Source organism: Mycobacterium sp. IDUB_36 (genome assembly GCF_055419225.1).
On sequence record NZ_JBVAXH010000002.1, the window covers coordinates 78,295 to 96,505 of the forward strand.

An 18,211-nucleotide genomic window follows, 5' to 3' on the forward strand; every position below is an offset into this window, starting at 1 on the left:
CGCCTGCAATTCTAGAAGACGCGACGAACATCGTCGCCGGTGCTCGTGAACCGATGCAGTCCCTGCCCACCGGGACACCTACGATGGACACTGACGCCATCGGGGCGGTCACGCTGGTGAAGCACTCGAGCTGACGAGGAAAGAACGCGGGCATGGGCATCATCGATGAAAGCCTGTACGGCACCGGCTTTCATCTTCCCCGGCTCGAATACACCAAGCTTCCGATGACGGCGGATCGCGGCGCCGGGTGGAAGGTGCTGCGCGAGGCGGGACCTGTCGTCTACATGAACGGCTACTACTACATCACCCGCCGCGAGGACGTGCTGGCAGCGTTGCGCAATCCGACGGTGTTCTCGTCCCGATTGGCGCTTCAGCCTCCCGGTAGCCCGATCCCGGTGCTGCCCTTGGCATTCGACCCGCCCGAGCACACCCGCTACCGCCGCATCCTGCAGCCGTTCTTCAGTCCTTACGGCTTGAGCAAGTCTCGGCCCGTACTGGTCCGCCACGCCGCCGACATGATCGATGCGATCGCCGGCCGCGGTCACTGCGACGCAATGCGAGATCTGGCGCGGCTGTACCCGTTTCAGGTTTTCGTCGATCTTTACGGCCTGCCGCTGGAGGACCGCGACCGTCTGATCGGCTGGAAAGACTCCGTGATGGCGGACAACCTTTACCTCACCGAAGCCGACGCGACTGCCTCCCACGACCTCTACCAGTACCTCACCGACGCGATCCGGCAGCGCCGGGACAAGCCCGGCAACGACATGCTGTCGGCGGTGATGGCCAGCGATGGCGACTTCTCCGACCTCGAGCTGCTTGGAATGAGCCATCTGCTCATCCTGGCCGGCCTGGATACCGTTACTGCCGCAATCGGTTTCGCGCTGCTGGAATTGGCCCGGCGACCACAACTGCGCGCTCAGTTACACAACGACACACGGCAGATACGGGTTTTCATCGAGGAGATCGTTCGCTTGGAGCCGTCGGCGCCAGTGGCTCCGCGAGTGCTGACCGAGACCACGGTGGTCGGTGGCATGACGCTGCCCGCGGGATCTCCGGTGTTCCTGTGCATGGCCGCCGTCAATCGCGACGACAGCGACTCGACGTCCACCAACGAACTCGTGATGGACGGTAAAGTGCACCGGCACTGGGGATTCGGCGGTGGACCGCATCGCTGCCTCGGTTCGCACCTGGCACGGATGGAGCTGACGGTGATCGTCGACGAGTGGCTCAAGCGAATCCCCGAGTTCGACACAGCGCCGGATTACGAGCCCGTGATCAAGTTCCCCAGCAAGACTTTCGCACTGACGGAATTGCCGCTGCGGTTCTGACGCGAGGCCAGGTTGGTCAGCGAGGCGGGCCAGGCCGGGCGGATGCCGGGGGAGTGGCGCTCGGCACGGTCGGCACTTCGACGCCGGGCGGGACCTCGGCGACGCGGGCGGCCACTGTCGGAATGTCGATCGTCGCGCCCTGCTGGCCGCATTCGTTGCTCTCCACCGTGACCGTCATCGTGCCGTGGAAGTGGTCATGATCTTTCTGCAACGAAAGTGCCTGCGTCGTATTCTGATTCGCCGGCGCATTGTCCGGCCCGAGGCAGGCGAACGGCATGGTGTCCGGCCGTGATTGCCACCCACCGTTGCGAAAGTCCATGGTGACGGTTTTGCTGCCCCCGGACTCGCTGAGCTGCAGGTGGCCGGTGTCGTCCAGCATGGCACCGGTGGCAACGCACGATGCCGGCGTGCAGGCCGTCCGAAATGCCCACCAGGTCGTGACATTCGGCGGTTGCGGGTCGGGGCTGCCGTTGTAGGTCTGTTGTTCGCGGTTGACATCGATGCGGTACGCGCCGTCCAGCGCCTCACCAGGCCCGGGGAAGTCGCGTTTGGCGACCGGCGGGGCCGCTTTGGGCGCCGGACCACGCACCGGCGCCAACGGTCCGGCCGCATGCTGGGCGCCGGTGTTGTCGTCGCGGCCGATGATCACACCGACAGCGACCAGGCCCAGACCGAGCGACGCTGCTGCCGCGCCCAGTCCGATCACCCAGGGCCACCGGTTGCGGCGGGACGTCGGCGACGTGGCCGGGCCTTCGGCCTCCGACTTCTCGGCGATCTCCTGGTGATGTTTCGCCAAGCCCCGCACCGTTGTGGCCCACGTCGGAAAGAAGGAAGCCGAGTCCCGAGATCCGTCCGATGCCAGTCCAGGCACCGGCGCGTCGGGGTCTTCGGGATAGTCGACGACGGTCAGGTAGGCCTCGGGACTTCGGTCACCGCTCCACGCACCGGCACCGTGACTCAGGGCGTCCGCGAAGGCACGGCAATCGGCGAATCGATCATGCGGATCCTTGGCCAGCGCCACAGCGAACACATCGTCGAGGCGGGCGACCTCCGGGCGCTGCGTGCGCAGGCTGGGCGGCGGAGCGGTCAGGTGTTGACTGATCACCGCGACCGGGTTCGATTGCTGGAACGGTGGCCGGCCGGTCAGCAGGTAGTACGCAGTGGCCGCCAGCGAATACTGGTCGGCGCGTCCATCGATGTCCGAGCCGGTCAGCTGCTCGGGCGACGCGTAGGCCACCGCCTCGGCCGTCAGTTCGGGCGAGCCGGGTCCATCGGGATCGCCGAGTTGGCGCGCGAGGCCGAAGTCGGTCAGCAGTATCTGTTGTTCGCCGTCGGCCGGATTGGTGAACAAGATGTTGGCCGGCGTCACGTTGCGGTGCAGCATGCCCCGCCCGTGGGCGTAGTCCAGCGCATCCGCGACGGCGGTCACGATCGCCAGCACCTCGCCCGGCGGCAGTCCTTCGGGATAACGGCTCTCGATCAGGGCGCCTGCGTCGGTGCCGTTGACGTAATCCATCGCGACCCACAGCCGGCCGTCGAACTCACCGCGATACTCGACGCCCAGGATGTGCGGGTGGTACAGGCTGGTGGCGATCGGTGTCTCGCGCATGAACCGGTCGCGGAAATCGTCGTCGTCAGTCAACGCGGGAGACAACACTTTCAGCGCATTCCAATGCGGCAACCGGGGATGTTGCGCGAGAAACACCTCGCCGGTGTGGCCGCGGCCCAGGAAGCGCAGGACGCTGTATCCCTTGAAAGTAGAGCCGCTGGTGACCGGCATGGGCAGATATTAACCACGCCCGCGGCTGGGCGGCACCCCACGAAACCGGTGACCGCTGCAGCCCGATCAGCGCTGCCCGCTCGCCCCGCGCCCGCGTTGTATCCAGAGGCATACCCGCAGCTGAAGGCCTATATGAAACTCGCCGGCGGCGTTATTTGCGACTAGATTTTTTCGATTCACACGAGTTTCACACCATCGACTCGTCATCCGCGCTGCGCGTCGAAGCCCGCGCCAAAGCGGCGGAGGCCCGTGCCGAGCCGGGATATACGCGCACGTCAACCGCCCCCGGGAACGAGGAGGGCGGCGCCTCGGGGCCGGCGCTGTTACCCGGCTGTTACGCAAGATGAACTCTTGTTGCTGTCGGGTGAACAGTTGCAAACTCGCAGCTTCAGCCGAGGCGTGGAGCGATGCGCACGTCTAGTCTCGTGCACGAACAGTTTGCCAGGACACGATTCAGGAGGACGCCGGAATGTCTTTCGTGACCACACAGCCGGAGGCGCTGTCGGCGGCAGCCACCAGCCTTCAGGGCATCGGTTCAGCAATGAACGCCCAGAATGCGGCTGCAGCGGCTCCGACGACGGGCGTCATTCCGGCCGCGGCCGACGAGGTCTCGGCCCTGACCGCAGCGCAGTTCGCCGCGCATGCGCAGCTCTACCAGGCGGTGAGCGCTCAGGCGGCAGCCATTCACGAGGCGTTCGTCAACACATTGGGCACCAGCGCCGGTTCCTATGCAGCCACCGAGGCTGCCAACGCAGCCGCTGCGGGCTGAGTGTCGCCGATGAAAGCCATCCCACTGTGGCGCCACAGCCGGTGGCAGCCATCACGCGGGGAAGGGGGGAACAGCCGTGTGTTGCAAGTCGGCGGTTGCCCCGGGTAACCGATCCGACTACCACGTTCATTCCAGTCAGTAACCACTCGAATACAAGGAGACAGGAAAGTGCCTACGCGTTTTATGACCGACCCGCACGAGATGCGGGCAATGGCGGGCCGTTTCGACGTGCACGCGCAGACTGTTGAGGACGAGGCCCGCAAGATGTGGGCGTCGAGCCAGAACATCGCCGGTGCGAGCTGGAGCGGTACCGCTCAGGCCACCTCGTACGACACCATGGGCCAGATGAACACGGCCTTCCGCAACATCGTCAACATGCTGCACGGGGTCCGCGACGGTCTGATCCGGGACGCCAACAACTACGAGAGCCAAGAGCAGGCCTCTCAGCAGATTCTGAGCAGCTAGCTCTCTGACCAGCGTAAGCTTTCACACACAGGAGGACAGATAGATGTCGATCAATTACCAGTTCGGTGATGTCGATGCCCACGGCGCGCTGATCCGCGCCCAGGCCGCTTCTCTGGAGGCCGAGCACCAGGCCATCGTTCGCGATGTGCTGGCTGCCGGTGACTTCTGGGGCGGCTCGGGTTCGGTGGCCTGCCAGGAGTTCATCACCTCGTTGGGTCGCAACTTCCAGGTGATCTACGAGCAGGCCAACAGCCACGGCCAGAAGGTGCAGACAGCCGGCAACAACATGTCGAGCACTGACGCCGCCGTCGGCGGTAGCTGGGCCTGACAGTCAACGCAGGGCGCGGCAGCACACCGATACAGGTGTGCTGCCGCGTTGTGCGATAGCCGAGAAAACCCGAGACACGAGAGAAGCGATGGATCAGAGCACACGCACGGACATCACCGTCAATGTCGAGGGTTTCTGGATGTTGCAGGCGTTGCTGGACATTCGACACGTCGCGCCGGAATTGCGATGTCGCCCATTCGTGTCCACCGATTCCATGGACTGGCTGAACGAACATCCCGGCATGGCGGTGATGCGCGAACAGGGCATCGTGGACGGCGAGACGGTAAACGAGGCGGTCGCGGCTCGAATGCGTGTGCTAGCCGCACCCGACCTCGAAATCGTGTCGTTGCTGTCGCGGGGGAAATTGCTTTACGGCGTCAAAGAAAAAGACGAGACCGGCGAAGAGGAACAGGTCGGCTCGCGTGACATTCCGGACAACGAGTTCCGGGTTCTGCTGGCCCGTCGCGGCCAGCACTGGGTATCGGCGGTTCGAGTCGGCGACGAGATCACCGTCGACGACGTGGCCATCGCCGACACCACCTCGATCGCGACCCTGGTGTTCGACGCGCTGGAGTCGATCCACCACGCCGAGCCCGCCGCGATCAACGCGGTCAACGTGCCGCTCGACGAAATGCTCGAAATCACCAAGGCCTGGCAGAGTTCCGGGTTCAACGTCTTCTCCGGCGGCGATCTGCGCCGGCTGGGCATCAGCGCCGCAACGGTGGCCGCACTCGGCCAGGCGCTGTCAGACCCGGCCGCTGAAGCTGCGGTCTACGCCCGTCAATACCGCGATGACGACAAGGCTCCCAGCGCCTCGGTGCTGTCCTTGAAAGACGGATCGGGCGGCCGAATCGCGATGTACCAACAGGCGCGCACCGCCGGCTCGAACGAGGCCTGGCTCGCGATCTGCCCAGCCACTCCGCAGTTGGTACAGGTCGGCGTGAAGACCGTCCTGGAAACCCTTCCCTACGGCGAGTGGAAGACGCACAGCAGAGTTTAACCAATCTTCACGCAGATACAGCGCACGCCAGAGATTTACGATGCAGCATTTAGCAAAGATGCGGATGCCGCTGGTTGCTTTTAGAATCTGCTCAAGCAATTGCGACGCGACGTCGCAATTACCACATAGCGAGGCTAGACAGATGGACCCACAATTCGTCGACAGAGGGGTGCAGCGATGACCGCAGTAGCTGAGGCGTCACAGCCTGGCACAGAGGCACTTTCGACGCCTCAATCCGCCGTGATCGGCATCATTGCCGGCGAGGGCGTGCAGATCGGTGTCTTGCTCGACGCCAACGCCCCGGTATCGGTGATGGTCGACCCCCTGCTGAAGGTCGTCAACGTTCGGCTCCGGGAGCTCGGCCTCGCAGCGCTGGAAGCAAAGCAGCGCGGCCGGTGGGCCCTGTGCCTGGTCGACGGATCCCCGCTGCGGGCCACCCAGTCGCTGACCGAACAGGACGTCTACGACGGCGACCGGCTGTGGCTGCGGTTCGTCGACGACACCGAGCACCGCTCCCAGGTCATCGAGCACATCTCGACGGCCGTGTCGGTCAACCTCAGCAAGCGGTTCTCCTCGGTCAACCCGACGGTGGCAGTCCAGGTCGGCGCCGGAATGGTCGGCGCCGGAGTGGTGCTCGGCGCGTTCCTGCTCGGCTGGTTCCGCTGGCACCACGACTCGTGGGTCCCCGCGCCGTATGCCGCTGTCATCGCGGTGCTCGTGTTCACCGTGGCGCTGGTGATCCTGAGCCGGTCCCACACCGTGCAGAACCGTCGCGCCGGCGACATGCTGCTCTGGAGCGGGCTCGCCCCGCTGGCGGTCTCGGCGGCGTCCGCACCTCCCGGGCCGGTCGGCTCGCCGCATGCGCTGCTGGGTTTTGCGGTGACTACTGTCGGCGCGCTGCTGATCATGCGTTTCACCGGGCGTCGCCTCGGCACCGGTACCGCGATCGTGACCATCTCGCTGATCGCCACCATCGGCAGCCTGGCCCGGATGGCTTTCGACACCGGAGCGGTGACGCTGCTGACCACCACGTTGTTGGTCTGCGTCTTCGGCTACCACAGCGCTCCGGCGATGTCGCGCTGGCTGTCCGGCATCCGGTTGCCGGTCTTCCCGTCGGCCACCAGCCGCTGGGTCTTCGAAGCCCGTCCCGATCTGCCGACCACCGTGGCGCACGGCGTCGACGGCAGCCGGCCGACCCTGGAGGGCCCCGCGTCCATCCAGGACGTGGTGCTGCGCGCCGAGCGGGCCCGCTCGTTCCTGACCGGACTGCTGGTCGGCTTCGGCGTCCTCACTATCGTCTCGCTGGCCGGGGTGTCGGACCCTCGCACGCATGACCGGTGGCTGCCCCTGCTGCTGGTCGCCTCCACCGCGGGATTCCTGATGCTGCGCGGCCGCTCGTACGTAGACCGTTGGCAGGCAATCACTCTCGCGGTGACGTCGGTGCTGATCGTGGCGGCCGTGGTGGTGCGCTACTCGCTGGTGCTGTCCTCGACCGCAGCCGTGTCGGTGACGGCAGGCCTGGCGGTGCTGCTGCCCGCTGCCGGACTCACCGCGGCGGTGACAGTGCCCAACACGATCTACAGCCCGCTGTTCCGCAAGCTCGTCGAGTGGGTTGAATATCTCTGCCTGATGCCGATTTTCCCGCTGGCATTGTGGTTGATGAATGTCTATGCAGCGATCCGTTATCGCTAGCGGCGTGCCGATCGCAAGAGCGGCGAAGCCGGGCGTAGCGGGTCGGCACAGTGGGGGCGTGCCGATCGCAAGTGCGGCGAAGCCGGGCGCAGCGGATCGGCACAGGAGTCGACTGCGGCCGCTTCGTGCGGCCGCAGTCACCGCCGCCACTCTGATCGTGGCGACGGTAGCCCTACCCGGGTCACCGGCCTACGCCGTCAACCCTCCGGGCGTCGACCCGGGGGCGACGCCTCCGGACAGCGCACCGGGCCCCTCGCAGTCGATGAAGCAGAATTCGTACTGCACCGAGGTCGGAGTGTTGCCGGGCACCGACTTCCGCGTACAGCCGAAGTACATGGACATGCTGAACCTGTCCGAGGCGTGGAAGTTCGGCCGCGGGGCCGGAGTGCGGGTCGCGGTCATCGACACCGGTGTGACCCCGCACCCGAGACTGCCGCATCTGATACCCGGCGGCGACTACGTGATGGGCGGCGGGGACGGACTCTCCGACTGCGACGCCCACGGCACGCTGGTGGCGTCGATGATCGCCGCGGCGCCAGGGTCGGCAGGCGGCCTGGAGGCACCGGGACCGCGGCGGCCACCGCCCGTTCCCACCAGGGAACCACCGCCCCAGGCTCCGCCACCGCAGACCATCAGCGTGGCACCACCTCCGCCGCAGACCATCACCCTGGTCCCGCCGGCACCACCGCAGCAGGAGGACGCTCAGGCGTGTCCGTGGTGCCCGCCGAGCAGCAAGGCCGGCGGCGCTGCCAACCACGACGGCGGAAAGTTCGTGTTGCCCGGCCTTTCCGGTAGCCGGCACGGCCAAGTGGTCTCGGTGGACTATCCGCGTCCTCTTCCCGCGGCGCCGCAACGGCCGCTGGACCCGCCGCCCGCGCCCGCCCCGAGCGACGCCTACAGCGGCGTGGCACCCGATGTGGACCTGATCTCAATCCGCCAGTCCAGCCAGGCTTTTGGACTCAAGGACGCCTACACCGGCGACGAGGATCCGCAAACCCGGCAAAAGCGAGACAACATCTTCACCATGGCGCGCGCGATCGTTCACGCGGCCAACCTGGGCGCGAAGGTCATCAACATCTCGCAGGTGATGTGCATGAGCGCACGTAGCCTCATCGAGGCGCCCGACCTGGGTGCCGCGGTGCGCTACGCCGCGGTCGACAAGGATGCGGTGATCGTCGCCGCCGCCGGTGACACCAGTCAGCGCGACTGCAAAGAGAATCCACTGGTCGATCCGTTGCACCCCAACGATTCTCGGGACTGGGGCGGTGTCACCACGGTGGTCACGCCTTCCTGGTACAGCGATTACGTCTTGACCGTCGGTGCAGTGGATGCCTCCGGCACACCGATGGACAAACTCAGCGTGGCCGGGCCGTGGGTGTCCATTGCCGCGCCGGGTACCGACGTGATCGGCCTCTCGCCGCGAGATGACAGTCTGGTCAACGCAATTGACGGTCCGGACAACTCGTTGCTGGTGCCGGCCGGAACCAGCTTCTCCACGGCGATCGTGTCCGGGGTGGCCGCCCTCGTGCGGGCCAAGTATCCACAGTTGTCCGCGCACCAGATCATCAACCGTCTGACACGCACCGCGCGCGCACCTGCTCGCGGCGTCGACAACCAGATCGGCTACGGGGTCGTCGATCCGGTCGCGGCGCTGACCTGGGATGTACCCGATGGATCTGTCCTGCCGAAAGATTCGGCCAAGCCGCTGAAGCTGCCTCCGGCCCCCGCCCCGCGCAACATGACGCCGGTCTGGGTTGCCGCCGCCGGCATGGGTGCCGCGGCGCTGATAGCCGGTCTCATCTTCGGCGGAGCCGTCTTGATGAGAAAAACAACAGGGAGACAGGAATGAAGGCACAACGGGAGTACGGGCTGTCCCTCTCGTGGGCGCGGGTCACCACGGTGTTCCTGATCGACGTTGCGCTGCTGGTGATCGCGAGCCACCTTCCTGACTCCTGGCAGGCCGGTCGCAACCTCACCTTCTGGATCGGTGTCGGGCTGGCGGTGATCATCACCGTCGTCGCTCTGCTGACCAATGGGGGAGTACCGGTGTCGTCGGCCCCGATTGCCCGGGTCCGCAACTGGTATGCCGACCCCGAAGCACTCACCGTCGGCTGCACCCCGGCGATCGACCACCGCCGGCAGTTCAGCCGGGAGACGGTGGGCATTCGCGAACACGACGGAAAACTGATCGCCGTGATCGCCGTCGACGGAGCCGGGGAGGCCGGTCGGCACCGCCACCGCGACGCACTCGCGACCACCATTCCCCTGGAGGCGGTGATCACGTCGTTGCGGCAGTTCGATGTTCGCCTCGACAGCGTGGACATCATCTCGGTAGGCACCCGGGAGTCCAACAAAGGCGTCCAGTCCGCGGTTCGCGACGACTTCGGCGCGGGCAAGGACCGCCGACCCATCGAGGAACGCCACACCTGGCTGGTGCTGCGGATGGACCCGCAGCACAACGTCAGCGCGGTCGCAGCGCGCGACTCGGTGGCCTGCACGCTGGCCGCCGCCACCGAGCGGCTGGCGAACGACCTCGACGGGCGCAACTGTGTCGCGCGGCCGCTGACCGCCGACGAGATCGTCGACGTCGACGACGCCGTGTTGGCCGGACTCCAACCGGCGCACGTCCGTCCGTTCTGGCGCTACCTGAAGACCCCGGACGGCTACGTGACCAGCTTCTGGGTCTCACCCGGCGACATCACCAGCGAGACGCTGGAGGAGCTGTGGCTCACCGACGCCGACACCACCGTGATGACGATCCGCATCATCGCCGAGGGCCACGACGCCGACGTCTCGGTGTGGGTCCGCTACCACAGCGACAAGCGCCTTCGCAAAGAAGCGTTCAGCGGCCTGAACCGGCTCACCGGACGCCAGCTCGGCGCGGTGGCTGCCAGCCTGCCGGCGCCGACATCGCGCCGTCCGCTGCCGATGCCGAGCCGCACATTGGGTCACACCGAGGACATCCTGGTTCCGGTCGGCGCAGTGGCTGGGCAATAGGTGAGCGGTTTCGAAGCCTTACGATGAAAGAATGACGCGACCGCAGACCAACGCGCCGGATTCCCGCAACGCGATGGTCGCAGGGCTATTGGCGTCAGGAATATCGGTCAACGGGCTTCAGCCCAGCCACAATCCGCAGGTGGCTCAGCGGATGTTCGCGACTGCCACCAGCCTCGACCCGCAGATGTGCGACGCCTGGCTGGCTCGCGTGCTGGCCGGTGAGCAGAGCATCGAGGTGCTCAGCGGCGCATGGAATTCGGTAAAGACATTCGGCTGGGAGATGCGCCGACTCGGCTTGACGGAGCTGGAATTCCGTCCCGAGATATCCGACGGGATGTTCCTGAAGCTCGCGGTCACCAGCGTCGAGTCGCTGGCCGCCGGTTATGCGGCCGCCCTCACCGAAGCGAAGCGGTACGCCGAAGCGGCCGAGCTGCTGGATTCGATCACGCCGCGCCATGCCTCCGACGAGGAGCTGGTCAAGTACGTGCGCGGACTGCTGCATTTCCGCACCGGACGCTGGTCGGACGTGCTGGCGCAGTTCCCGCCCGGGGCCGGCTGGCGGCACCCCGAGTTGAAAGCCGCCGGCGCCGCGATGGCCACGACCGCACTGGCGTCGCTGGGTGTGTTCGAGGAGGCCACCCGTCGCGCCCAGGAAGCGATCGAGGGCGACCGCGTGCCCAGCGCGGCCAACGTCGCGATGTACACCCAGGGGATGTGCTACCGGCACCTCGGCCGGGAAGAGGACGCCGTCGAGAGCCTGCGCCGGGTCTACTCACGCGACGCCAAGTTCACGCCGGCGCGCGAGGCGCTGGACAACCCCAATTACCGGTTGGTGCTGACCGACCCGGAAACCATTGAGGCGCGCACGGATCCGTGGGATGCAGACAGCGCGCCGACCCGCGAACAGGCCGAGGCCGCCCGGCATGCCGAGATGGCCAAGAAGTATCTCGACGAAGGCGACGCCGCGCTCAACGCGATGCTCGGCATGGATGCGGCCAAGCGGGAAATCAAGCTGATCAAGTCGACCACCAAGGTGAATCTCGCCCGCGCGAAGATGGGCCTTCCGGTTCCGGTGACCTCGCGGCACACGTTGCTGCTCGGACCTCCCGGCACCGGCAAAACGTCTGTGGCACGGGCATTTTCGAAGCAACTGTGCGGCCTGACCGTACTGCGCAAACCTCTGGTCGTCGAGACCAGCCGCGCGAAGTTGTTGGGCCGCTACATGGCCGACGCGGAAAAGAACACCGAGGAGATGCTCGAGGAAGCGCGGGGCGGTGCCGTCTTCTTCGACGAAATGCACAACCTGCACGAGAGCGGCTACTCCACCGGAGACGCCTACGGAAACGCCATCATCAACACCTTGCTGCTGTACATGGAGAATCACCGCGACGAGCTGGTGGTCTTCGGAGCCGGGTACGCCAAGGCCATGGACAAGATGCTCGAAGTCAACCAGGGTCTGCGGCGCCGGTTCTCCACTGTCATCGAGTTCTTCAGCTACAACCCCAAGGAGCTCGTCGCGCTGACCCAGCTGATGGGCAAGGAGAACGAGGACGTCATCACCGACGACGCGGTCGCGGGGTTGCTGCCGTCCTACACCAGGTTCTACGAGGACGAGACGATCTCTCAGGACGGTGATCTGATCCGTGGTATCGACACCCTGGGAAATGCCGGATTCGTGCGCAACGTGGTGGAGAAGGCCCGCGACCACCGGAGCTTCCGCCTCGACGACGAAGACCTCGACGCGGTGCTGGCGAGCGACTTCGACGAGTTCAGCGACGACCAGCTGCGCCGGTTCAAGGAATTGACCCGTGATGACCTCGCCGAAGGGCTGAGTGCAGCCGTAGCCGAGAAGAAGAGCGACTAAACCCGCTGGGGTGCAACAGGTTTCGAACTAATTGCACCAAATCTGTTGGGCGAGAACCGAAACTGACCGGCGGCGATCTCGAAAGTTTGGTTCGCCGTACATTTGAGTTTCCCCTAGAGCGAGTTGACTCTCGCCGATCTTGGTGGAACTATGACCGAAGCAAGCACCTCGCTAGGTGAGGCGTCTGCACGGATATAGGCCACTGACCTCAAATGTCGAAAGACGCCCAGGGTCAGGACAGCTCCTCCCGGCTTAAGGGTTGAGCCCAAGTGGCTTCCGGGGTTTCCCGGATACGCCGTGCAGTGCCAAAGCTCTGTCGAGAGGGGTGCAGCGACCGGCTGACCTGGCCGTATTCGCTACGTCCCGCGTGCACCGTGTCGGCACCCCCGTGTGCCCTGGCCGCGAGGAGGTGAGGCGAAGTGAGTCCCAGCGACGGTCCGTATCCGAGACCGATGGCCGTTTCGCCCGTATCCGGCCTCGGCGCCCGCATCACTCCCTGAACCGGCTCACGCCGCTTCGAATATCAACGCGCGCTTGATTTTTCATGCCTGCGTTCCCTCGACGTGCCCTGACGCGGCGCGCTCAGCTGCCCTCGTGAAGGAGCAACCGATGACTTTTGTGACCACACAGCCCGACCTGATCGCCGCGGCCACCGGCCTGCTGGCCGACTCCTACCAGGCCACCGAGGCCGCAAACGCAAGCTCAGCAATCTGAACGGAGTGCCACCATGACTGCAGCATTCGACTTCGGTGCTTTCCCACCAGAGCTCAACTCCGCCAAGATGTACGCCGGTCCAGGATCGGCGTCGATGATGTCTGCGGCCTCGGCCTGGAACGGCCTGGCAGCCGAATTGCGTTCGCAGGCGGCAAATTACGGTTCCATCGTCACGAACTTGACCTCCGACGGCTGGCAGGGCCGGGCTTCGACGGCGATGGCGGCCGCCGCCGCGCCGTACACCGCCTGGATGAACACCACCGCCGCGCAGGCCGAGCAGACGGCCGGACAGGCCACGGCCGCCGCAGCTGCCTACGAGGCGGCATACGCGATGACCGTGCCGCCACCGGTGATCGCGGCCAACCGGACCCAGTTGGCGGCGTTGGTCGCGACGAATCTGCTGGGGCAGAACGGTCCGGCGATCGCGGCCACCGAAGCTCACTACGGCCAGATGTGGGCGCAAGACGCCGCGGCGATGTACGGCTATGCGGCCCAGGCATCGGCGGCATCCAAGGTGCCGTCGTTCACCACGGCCCCCCAGACCACGGCTCCCGATGCGCTCGCCGGGCAGGCCGCCGCCACGGGTCAGGCCACCGGCACCAGCACGCAGGCGGCCTTGTCGCAGTTGACATCCGCGGTCCCCAACACGCTGCAGGGGATGGCGTCGCCGGCCGCGAGTTCCACGACGTCGACGTCGATGCTGTCCGAACTCGAGGGCCTGCTGAGCGGCGGGTCGTCCGGCAATTCCCAGCTCGACAGCTTTTGGAGCACGTGGGGACCCAACGCCAACTTCTGGAACACGGTGACCTCGACCGGGGCCATCAACCCGCTGCAGGCGGCGCAGATCGTCACCAGCGCCAGCTTCCTGGGTCCCAGCGCCGCCGGCGCGGCGACGGGTGGCGAGGGCCTGGGCGGACTTTCGCCGCTCGGCGTGGCCGCCGGCCTGGGCTCGGGGACGCCGGGAATGTCGGGCGTCGCCGGACTGGGCGCAACCGGCTCCTCGATGTCGGCCGGCGTCGGTCAGGCGGCATCCATCGGACCGTTGTCCGTGCCACCCGGCTGGACCTCTGCGGCTCCCACCGCGACGGCGCCGGCCGGCTCGGCGCTGGGCAGTACACCGCTGGCCGCGCCGCCGGAGGTTGCGGCCGGCGTTCCCGGCGTCGCCCCGGCCGGTGCCGGCATCGGCGCCCGGGCGGGCGCGACCGGCGGCATCATGGACAACCGATTCTTGACCCGGCCCCCGATGGTCCCGTCGTGGGCCGCGGTCGGGTAAGCAGCACAACCATTTCGAGATGTGCCCGTCGACCGGCGGGCGCATCGTCCACACTGGTGGCATCTCGGCCAGGGGAAAGGAGACCCGCTCATGCAGACGCTGACGATCGCGGAATTCACGCTGCGGCTCGGCGTGGGCGTCGGCTGCGGTGCCCTGATCGGAATCGAACGGCAGTGGCAGGCCCGACGAGCCGGGCTGCGCACCAACGCGCTGGTCGCCACCGGCGCAACGCTGTTCGTGCTGTACTCGGTGGCCACCAACGACAGCAGCCCGACCCGGGTGGCGTCCTACGTGGTCTCCGGGGTCGGTTTCCTCGGCGGTGGAGTGATCCTGCGCGAAGGATTCAATGTCCGTGGGCTCAACACCGCGGCGACCTTGTGGTGCTCGGCGGCGGTCGGCGTCCTCGCCGCCGGTGGACATCAGGTGTTCGCGTTGATCGCCACTGGGACCATCGTGATGATTCACCTGCTGGGACGCCCGGTTGGTCACTTGATCGACCGCGACAATGTGGTCGAGGAGGACGAGGACGACCAGCCGTATCAACTGCAGTTGATCTGTCGGCCCAAGTCGGAGAAGTACGCCCGCGCTCAGATCGTGCAGCGCACCGGGTTCGGCGGAGACCGGCTGCTGTTGCGCGGGATTCACACCGGCCGCAACGCCGACGACAGCGTCACGTTGACCGCCTATCTGCTGAGCGACGGCCACGCGCCGTCGCGGCTGGAGCAGCTGGTCGCGGAATTGTCCCTGCAGGAAGGCGTCCAGGCGGTGCATTGGTATGCCGGCGATCAAGATGACCGGATGCCGCCGGCACATTAATCCGTCGTCGTAGGGTGTGGGATGTGAACGCGATCGCCGGTTTCCTCTCTGTTCTGCCTGAGCAGATGCGGGACCCGGTATTGTTCGCTGTTCCGTTCTTTCTCTTGCTGTTGATCGTGGAGTGGACCGCGGCCCGCAAGCTCGAATCCCTCGAGCGCGAAGTCGGTGTGCACGCCGACCGTCCGGACTCCGGCGCCTATCTCGCAGCCGATTCCTGGGCCAGCATCAGGATGGGTCTCATTTCGGTGGCCACCACAGCGGGCTGGAAATTCATCGCACTGCTCGGCTACGCCGCGATCTATGCATACGTGGCACCCTGGCACCTGGCGGCGACGCGTTGGTACACCTGGGTGATCGCGATCCTCGGCGTCGACCTGCTGTACTACTTCTATCACCGCAGCGCACACCGTATTCGGCTGATGTGGGCCACCCACCAGGCGCACCACTCGAGCCAGTATTTCAACTTCGCCACCGCGCTGCGTCAGAAGTGGAACAACAGCGGAGAGATCCTGATGTGGATTCCGTTGCCGCTCTTGGGGATTCCACCGTGGGTGGTTTTCTGCAGTTTCTCGGTCAATTTGATCTACCAATTCTGGGTGCACACCGAGCGAATCGGCAGGATGTGGGCGCCTGTCGAATTCATCTTGAACACGCCTTCGCATCATCGTGTGCACCACGGGATGGACGCCGACTATCTGGACAAGAACTACGGCGGAATCTTCATTGTCTGGGATCGGCTCTTCGGCACCTTCCGCAAAGAAACGTTTCGCCCGCACTACGGACTCACCAAACAAGTGAACACCTTCAATGTCTGGAAACTGCAGACTCACGAATATCTGGCTATCGCCAGAGATTTCCGCTCTGCAACGCGCCTGCGCGACCGGCTCGGCTACGTCTTCGGCCCGCCAGGATGGCAACCCACGTCGGCCGTGCGCGGTGACGTGTCGACTCCGCTGACGCCGTCGTCGCGCTAGTCGCCGGCGCAGCGATCCGCCGGTATTCACCCGCCGTTTTTATTGCGGCGAGCCGAAAGCCCCCACTGCTGAGCCACGATCAGTAAGTTCGATGACGAGGCCGGTATCCGCCTGCCGTCACCACGAGAAGGGAATTGCTGTGGGAGACACTCTCACCGAGGGGCAAAAGCTCGTCAAAGGTGAATCGCTGACGTCGAGCAATGGGGCCTACACCCTGACGCTGCAGGACGACGGGAACCTGGTCCTGGCATCACGCGGTCATGCAATCTGGTCGTCGGGCACCAACGGCGAAGACATTGTGCGCGCTGAGGTCCAGACCGATGGCAACTTCGTCCTTTACACCGGCGACAAGCCGGTGTGGCACACCGAAACCAAGGGCAAGAAGAACGTTCGTCTCGTTCTGCAGGACGACCGCAACCTGGTGCTGTACGCGGCCGACGGCGCCGCATGGTCGACCAAAACCGAGACCGACGCGCCGCCACCGGCCGAACCCGAAGCCGAAGCCGCACCGGCAGGGGAGGCGCACGCGGAGAACGCCGCCGAGCAGGACCCGACTCCGGCGCCCGAGCCCGAGCCGGCCGCCCGGACCTACACCGTCGAATCCGGCGACACGCTGTGGGCGATCGCCGAGCAGTTCTACGGCGACGGAAACAAGTATCAGATCATCGCCGACGCCAGTGGCATTCCCAACCCGGATCTAATTCAGCCGGGTCAGGTCCTGACCATTCCTTGATCGCACAGGGAAACGCGCCGGCCGGGAATACGGTCGGCGCGTTTCTCTTTCGAACCGCTTCTCGCGCTATTTCGCTTAGCATTGGCTAGGTAACCTAAAGGCCGGCCGGTGGGGCGTCGGTCTCGATGGATCGGAGTCGACCGGTGGGGGGTCCGACAATTCGCGCCATAGGCGCGGTAGTCACCGCTGTCGTTGCCGCGGTGTGCAACCCTGTCGGCGCACGGGCGGACCCGGTTGCGGTCTTCCCGGGGATGGAGATCCATCAGGGACCCCATCTGTGCACATTGGGCTACGTCGACCCCGCGTTGCGGGTGGCGTTCAGCGCCGGCCACTGTCACAGCGACGGCCCGGTGCTCGACAAGGACAACAAGGTCATCGGCACAGTGGCCACGTTCCGCGACAACACGCCGAACGGCGCATTCGTCAACACCGACCAGCAGATCGCCGACTACGAGTCGATCGTGCTGGCTCCCGACGTCACGGTGAACGACGTGTTGCCGGTCGGTCGCGTCCTGCAGTCCGACCCGGGTTTGGTGGTCACTCCCGGCGAACCGATCTGCCACTTCGGGGTGGTCAGCGGTGAAAGCTGCGGAACGGTCGAGGCCGTCAACAACGGCTGGTTCACGATGAGCCACGGCGCTGTCAGCCAGCAGGGCGATTCCGGCGGGCCGGTGTACCTCACCAACGGCCCCGGGCCGGCTCGAATCGTCGGTATCTTCAACAGCGTGTGGGGCAATTTCCCGGCGGCGGTGTCGTGGCAGTCGACCTCCCAGCAGATCCGCCAGGACGTCGGCGTCGGCGGTCCAGCGATCTAAGGGACGGCCCCGGGCGGCAAGAATTAGAACGTGTTCACCTGTACGTTGCGACGCGGTTTGTGCCGGATGACGGCAACATCGATCCGGCAGTTTCTGGCGTGGCCGGCACTGGGTTATTCTGCGAAGCGATGAGCCTCTCTTTTGGATCGCCGGTCCAAACCGCCTGGGTGACCAACGACCTGGACGGCACGGAAAAGGCTCTCACCGGCTTGTTAGGCGTGAAGAAGTGGGTACGCCTGCCAGATGTGCACTTCGCGCCGGACGCCTGCAGCTACCGCGACGCCCCCGCGGACTTCGTCGCCGACATCTCGTTGAGCTATCTCGGCGACATGCAGCTCGAACTGATCCAGCCGGTCCGCGGGCCTAATATCTATAGTGACTTTCTGCAGGGCAGCGGCCCGGGTCTGCACCACATCTGCGTCGAGACCGAAACCCCCGAGGACTTCGACGCCGCGCTGGCTGCAGCGGCCGCGCAGGGGGCCTCGGTGCCGCAGCGGGGCACCATGCCCGGCGGGCTGCGATTCGCCTATGTGTCCGCACCGCAGTACGGGGTTCCCTATCTGGAGATCGCGCACTTCTCGGCCGAGATGCGTCAGTTCTTCGACTACATCAAGCAGGAGCAGCGACTGTGAACCCGCCGACGACGATGCAGAGCGAAGCGAT

General features: G+C 65.8%; 16 protein-coding genes and 1 riboswitch. Of the genes, 15 read left to right on the top strand and 1 reads right to left on the bottom strand.

Annotated elements, in window-relative coordinates; genetic code table 11:
• The first annotated feature begins 152 nt into the window (after positions 1 to 152).
• Complete coding sequence (locus ACZYW1_RS18720; RefSeq protein ID WP_463787962.1) at positions 153 to 1,328, top strand: cytochrome P450; 1,176 nt, start codon at positions 153 to 155, stop codon at positions 1,326 to 1,328.
• A 16-nt stretch (positions 1,329 to 1,344) separates the two neighbouring features.
• Here ACZYW1_RS18720 and ACZYW1_RS18725 read toward each other — a convergent pair whose 3' ends face one another.
• Positions 1,345 to 3,108: a serine/threonine-protein kinase gene (locus tag ACZYW1_RS18725; RefSeq protein WP_463787963.1), complete on the bottom strand. Its 1,764-nt coding sequence runs from the start codon at positions 3,106 to 3,108 to the stop codon at positions 1,345 to 1,347.
• A gap of 469 nt (positions 3,109 to 3,577) precedes the next feature.
• On the opposite strand from ACZYW1_RS18725, the gene ACZYW1_RS18730 reads away from it, so the two are divergent.
• The 14 genes from ACZYW1_RS18730 to ACZYW1_RS18795 all read left to right on the top strand — a co-directional run bounded on the left by ACZYW1_RS18730 (position 3,578) and on the right by ACZYW1_RS18795 (position 18,180).
• Positions 3,578 to 3,877, top strand: a complete 300-nt coding sequence (locus ACZYW1_RS18730) for a PE family protein (RefSeq protein ID WP_463787965.1) — start codon at positions 3,578 to 3,580, stop codon at positions 3,875 to 3,877.
• A gap of 168 nt (positions 3,878 to 4,045) precedes the next feature.
• A complete protein-coding gene (locus ACZYW1_RS18735; RefSeq protein ID WP_292989515.1) occupies positions 4,046 to 4,342 on the top strand; it encodes a WXG100 family type VII secretion target in 297 nt (98 codons plus the stop codon).
• A 43-nt stretch (positions 4,343 to 4,385) separates the two neighbouring features.
• The gene (locus tag ACZYW1_RS18740; protein WP_463782736.1) at positions 4,386 to 4,670 is read left to right on the top strand and encodes a WXG100 family type VII secretion target; all 285 of its coding nucleotides are present in this window, start codon (positions 4,386 to 4,388) and stop codon (positions 4,668 to 4,670) included.
• Between the two features lie 88 nt (positions 4,671 to 4,758).
• Positions 4,759 to 5,670 (top strand): ESX secretion-associated protein EspG, encoded by a 912-nt coding sequence (locus tag ACZYW1_RS18745; protein ID WP_463787966.1) that lies wholly within the window; start codon positions 4,759 to 4,761, stop codon positions 5,668 to 5,670.
• Between the two features lie 177 nt (positions 5,671 to 5,847).
• Entirely contained in the window at positions 5,848 to 7,362 is a 1,515-nt protein-coding gene (gene eccD / locus ACZYW1_RS18750) for a type VII secretion integral membrane protein EccD (protein ID WP_463787967.1), read from the top strand.
• Between the two features lie 64 nt (positions 7,363 to 7,426).
• Positions 7,427 to 9,211 carry a type VII secretion-associated serine protease mycosin gene (mycP, locus tag ACZYW1_RS18755; protein ID WP_463788788.1) on the top strand — a complete coding sequence of 595 codons (1,785 nt, stop codon included), beginning with the start codon at positions 7,427 to 7,429 and terminating at the stop codon, positions 9,209 to 9,211.
• Entirely contained in the window at positions 9,208 to 10,359 is a 1,152-nt protein-coding gene (gene eccE / locus ACZYW1_RS18760) for a type VII secretion protein EccE (RefSeq protein ID WP_463787968.1), read from the top strand. The genes mycP and eccE overlap by 4 nt, the downstream gene beginning before the upstream one ends.
• Positions 10,360 to 10,390: 31 nt before the next feature.
• Positions 10,391 to 12,223, top strand: coding sequence for a type VII secretion AAA-ATPase EccA (eccA, locus tag ACZYW1_RS18765; protein WP_463787969.1), 1,833 nt, complete (start codon positions 10,391 to 10,393; stop codon positions 12,221 to 12,223).
• 160 nt (positions 12,224 to 12,383) lie between these two features.
• A riboswitch (M-box (ykoK) riboswitch) is annotated at positions 12,384 to 12,555 on the top strand.
• Positions 12,556 to 12,950: 395 nt separating this feature from the next.
• Entirely contained in the window at positions 12,951 to 14,210 is a 1,260-nt protein-coding gene (locus ACZYW1_RS18770) for a PPE family protein (protein ID WP_463787970.1), read from the top strand.
• Between the two features lie 90 nt (positions 14,211 to 14,300).
• Complete coding sequence (locus ACZYW1_RS18775; protein WP_463787971.1) at positions 14,301 to 15,026, top strand: MgtC/SapB family protein; 726 nt, start codon at positions 14,301 to 14,303, stop codon at positions 15,024 to 15,026.
• A gap of 23 nt (positions 15,027 to 15,049) precedes the next feature.
• Positions 15,050 to 16,000 carry a sterol desaturase family protein gene (locus ACZYW1_RS18780; RefSeq protein ID WP_463787972.1) on the top strand — a complete coding sequence of 317 codons (951 nt, stop codon included), beginning with the start codon at positions 15,050 to 15,052 and terminating at the stop codon, positions 15,998 to 16,000.
• A gap of 139 nt (positions 16,001 to 16,139) precedes the next feature.
• Positions 16,140 to 16,733 (top strand): LysM peptidoglycan-binding domain-containing protein, encoded by a 594-nt coding sequence (locus tag ACZYW1_RS18785; RefSeq protein WP_463787973.1) that lies wholly within the window; start codon positions 16,140 to 16,142, stop codon positions 16,731 to 16,733.
• 143 nt (positions 16,734 to 16,876) lie between these two features.
• Complete coding sequence (locus ACZYW1_RS18790; RefSeq protein WP_463787974.1) at positions 16,877 to 17,548, top strand: Rv1815 family serine proteinase; 672 nt, start codon at positions 16,877 to 16,879, stop codon at positions 17,546 to 17,548.
• Positions 17,549 to 17,676: 128 nt separating this feature from the next.
• On the top strand, positions 17,677 to 18,180 hold the full coding sequence (locus tag ACZYW1_RS18795) for a VOC family protein (protein WP_463787976.1): 504 nt from the start codon (positions 17,677 to 17,679) through the stop codon (positions 18,178 to 18,180).
• Positions 18,181 to 18,211 lie beyond the last annotated feature (31 nt).

What these genes read in the sequence shown, in the direction of transcription:
- ACZYW1_RS18720 (WP_463787962.1), top strand. Translation starts at nt 153, where the DNA reads ATGGGCATCATCGATGAAAGCCTGTACGGCACCGGCTTTCATCTTCCC.
- ACZYW1_RS18725 (WP_463787963.1), bottom strand. Translation starts at nt 3,108, where the DNA reads ATGCCGGTCACCAGCGGCTCTACTTTCAAGGGATACAGCGTCCTGCGC.
- ACZYW1_RS18730 (WP_463787965.1), top strand. Translation starts at nt 3,578, where the DNA reads ATGTCTTTCGTGACCACACAGCCGGAGGCGCTGTCGGCGGCAGCCACC.
- ACZYW1_RS18740 (WP_463782736.1), top strand. Translation starts at nt 4,386, where the DNA reads ATGTCGATCAATTACCAGTTCGGTGATGTCGATGCCCACGGCGCGCTG.
- ACZYW1_RS18745 (WP_463787966.1), top strand. Translation starts at nt 4,759, where the DNA reads ATGGATCAGAGCACACGCACGGACATCACCGTCAATGTCGAGGGTTTC.
- eccD (WP_463787967.1), top strand. Translation starts at nt 5,848, where the DNA reads ATGACCGCAGTAGCTGAGGCGTCACAGCCTGGCACAGAGGCACTTTCG.
- eccE (WP_463787968.1), top strand. Translation starts at nt 9,208, where the DNA reads ATGAAGGCACAACGGGAGTACGGGCTGTCCCTCTCGTGGGCGCGGGTC.
- eccA (WP_463787969.1), top strand. Translation starts at nt 10,391, where the DNA reads ATGACGCGACCGCAGACCAACGCGCCGGATTCCCGCAACGCGATGGTC.
- ACZYW1_RS18770 (WP_463787970.1), top strand. Translation starts at nt 12,951, where the DNA reads ATGACTGCAGCATTCGACTTCGGTGCTTTCCCACCAGAGCTCAACTCC.
- ACZYW1_RS18775 (WP_463787971.1), top strand. Translation starts at nt 14,301, where the DNA reads ATGCAGACGCTGACGATCGCGGAATTCACGCTGCGGCTCGGCGTGGGC.
- ACZYW1_RS18795 (WP_463787976.1), top strand. Translation starts at nt 17,677, where the DNA reads ATGAGCCTCTCTTTTGGATCGCCGGTCCAAACCGCCTGGGTGACCAAC.